The sequence below is a fragment of the Nitrospira sp. BLG_2 genome (genome assembly GCF_049222245.1).
This window is the reverse complement of sequence record NZ_JBLYIG010000049.1, coordinates 1-2,511: the sequence shown is the minus strand read 5'-3', so window position 1 is coordinate 2,511 and position 2,511 is coordinate 1. Positions and strand designations below refer to the sequence as shown.

3 protein-coding genes are annotated in these 2,511 nt (G+C 53.0%); 2 read left to right on the top strand and 1 reads right to left on the bottom strand.

Translation table 11 applies throughout. The features are described from left to right. Both ACOSYY_RS01440 and ACOSYY_RS01435 read left to right on the top strand, forming a co-directional pair. Window positions 1-301, top strand: a 301-nt coding sequence (locus ACOSYY_RS01440) for a DnaJ C-terminal domain-containing protein (RefSeq protein ID WP_421660474.1), incomplete at its 5' end; no start/stop codon positions are given. A 29-nt stretch (window positions 302-330) separates the two neighbouring features. Next, window positions 331-1,068 carry a 16S rRNA (uracil(1498)-N(3))-methyltransferase gene (locus ACOSYY_RS01435; RefSeq protein ID WP_421660472.1) on the top strand — a complete coding sequence of 246 codons (738 nt, stop codon included), beginning with the start codon at window positions 331-333 and terminating at the stop codon, window positions 1,066-1,068. A gap of 734 nt (window positions 1,069-1,802) precedes the next feature. On the opposite strand, the gene ACOSYY_RS01430 is transcribed toward ACOSYY_RS01435, so the two are convergent. Further along, a complete protein-coding gene (locus ACOSYY_RS01430) occupies window positions 1,803-2,288 on the bottom strand; it encodes a hypothetical protein (RefSeq protein WP_421660471.1) in 486 nt (161 codons plus the stop codon). Window positions 2,289-2,511: the final 223 nt, after the last annotated feature.

The following is a 2,511-nucleotide window of genomic DNA, read 5'->3' as shown; positions in this document are numbered from 1 at the left end:
CAACCTGGTCACGGCGGTACTCGGTGGAAAGGTGGAAGTGCCAACGCTCAAGGGAGACACCATCATCAAGGTCCCTCCCGGCACGCAACATGACAAGGTCCTTCGGATTAAAGGGTTAGGGATTCCCAGCCTGAAGGGAGGTTCGACCGGCGATCAGGTTTATACGATCAAGGTCCAAATTCCCACCAAATTGACGCCTAGACAAAAAGAACTGCTCATGGAGTATGCCAAGGAGAGCGGCATGACCATGGAGACCAACGGCGACGGCTTCTTCGATAAGATGAAGACATTTTTCGAGTAGACCTCCCCTCTCCGATCTCCAGGGCCCACATGCCCGTATTTTTCGTTCCGCCTCAGTGCATCACGCCGCCGACCATTTCCATCACTGGCGATCTACTGCATCACCTCCGAGACAGTTTGCGCATCACAATCGGCGAAACTCTATGGTTCGGCGATGGACAAGGCACCAGATACCGAGCCGAAATCACCGACGTTTCCAAACGAACCGTCACCGCCCGCATCCTCGAAACGGCCCAGAAACCGCCACGGTGTAGACCTCGGCTCATCCTCGGCCAATCGCTCCTCAAGGGCGAGAAAATGGACTGGGTCATCCAAAAAGCAACGGAACTCGGCGTGAGCGAAATCGTACCGATTGAAAGCCGGCACAGTGTTGTGCATCTCAAAGCCGACCGGTTGGACAATCAACTCACCCGATGGCAGCGCATCGCCTTGGAAGCCGCCCAGCAGTCCGAACAGTGGCGCGTGCCGGCGATAACTCTACCGCAATCTCTCTCAACGCTTCTGGCTAGCCGTGCCAGCACAATCTCACTTATGCTTGCCGAACGGCGGGAAGGCAAGAGTTTACAAACAGTCGAATTGCCGCAAGACGTCACCAGTTCCTTACTGATCTTGATTGGACCAGAAGGAGGCTGGAACAAAGATGAAATCGAGGTGGCCGAGCAGGTAAAAGCCGTACCCATTACCCTTGGTCAGCAAATCTTGAGAGCTGAAACGGCCGCAATCGCCGCCATCAGCATTCTCCAGTCGCGCCTCGGCCAGCTGGGATGAGCAAGTAACCCCTATTTGCTCACCATTCGATCTAAATCCGCCCTCCACGGGGCTCCCAGCATCGAATTCCAAGCTGTCTCCATATTCAGAAGATTCTTCAGCACTGATGCCCTCAAGGTATGCTGCCTGACGCTGCGTGGGAACCACTGCGTAGTTTCTGTCACCAACCAACTTCTAATGATTCTTGGGAGGAGAGCGAAGTAGTTGGATTAATCCAGTTCTACCTATTCATGCCAAACATGAATTACTTGCCCGATCCAGGAGGCAAAACCATCCAAGCATCGATCTGTCGCTGTAAAGCTTCAGCCACTCTCTGGGGCAGTGGGCTTTGGGCGGTGTTGTTAATGTAATGTAGAGTCGATAGCCTCGATAGAGATGCCCCTCAAAAGCCATCAACCACATCCAGATGACGGTGGAAAGCGATCTGAACGGCATACCCGCATCGCCCTCATGAAACGCTCCATTAGGAAACCGCCCCCATTCCGAAGTCACTTCTTTTGTGGTGTGATTACGGATCAAATGACAGACTTCAGGCCCGTATAGCGCCAGGTCAAGATCATCGCGGTCCCCGGATCGGTGACCAAATAAGACGACATTCAAACCATTGCCAGGAAGTTGTGAGAGCGTATTGAGAAAAATATTCTTGATCGTCGTACATTCTGGAAGTGTCTGAACAGGACACCCAGGCGTAGGGACTGAATCGGGAATACCGTGTGCAACGGCATCATGAGGATCTAAGGTCGGGTAGTCTCTGGAATAATACTGGAATAATAGCGGATACCTTCTGGACTCATAACACGGAATCGTTCAGAGAATATGTCGGTGTCATCCCGTGTCTTCGAGTCAGCCTGGATGGCGACTCCATGAATTTGAGCGCGTACATCAAAGTTCTTGTTGCTTTCGTCACCCTTTGGCACATGAAGCTCGATTCCAGAGGCAATAGAGGCGAGAAGGGCCGAGCCGTGAATCTCATAGGCGGTCTGAAGAAACTGAGAGATGTCGCGAAGACCGATCCTGTAGGCGGGAATTATCATGAAAGGAGAGAGAAGGGATTCCAAGAGTGTGAAGTCTTTCTCGGCCTGTGTCATCCAGGGACGATACCGGCAGAGTTGTTCTTCAACGGTTGGCCACTGTTTGTGAAGCCAGGAGACTCCAAACACCTCTGCGGTCTTTGGATACCCATGAAGCATTACGTTGAGATCAAAGGGCTCTTCAGTCATGGGATAATTTTGCCCTTGTGGCGTGCGATCTTGAGACAACTAAAACGGATGTAGAGAGTCTTTTTGCAGCCTCGCGGCCACCGCTCAATGGCTCTGCAACTGATCTAGGCCGCGCCTTTGCGTGGATCACGATGCAGCGCCTCGGCTACGGCGCTCGGGTTACGTGCTGCGACGCGCAGAAGAGCTAAAGCTGGGCCATCGGGCACTGGTGGCAACGCCGAGC

Coding starts and splice junctions, on each gene's coding strand:
- ACOSYY_RS01435 (WP_421660472.1), top strand. CDS start 331: ATGCCCGTATTTTTCGTTCCGCCTCAGTGCATCACGCCGCCGACCATT.
- ACOSYY_RS01430 (WP_421660471.1), bottom strand. CDS start 2,288: ATGACTGAAGAGCCCTTTGATCTCAACGTAATGCTTCATGGGTATCCA.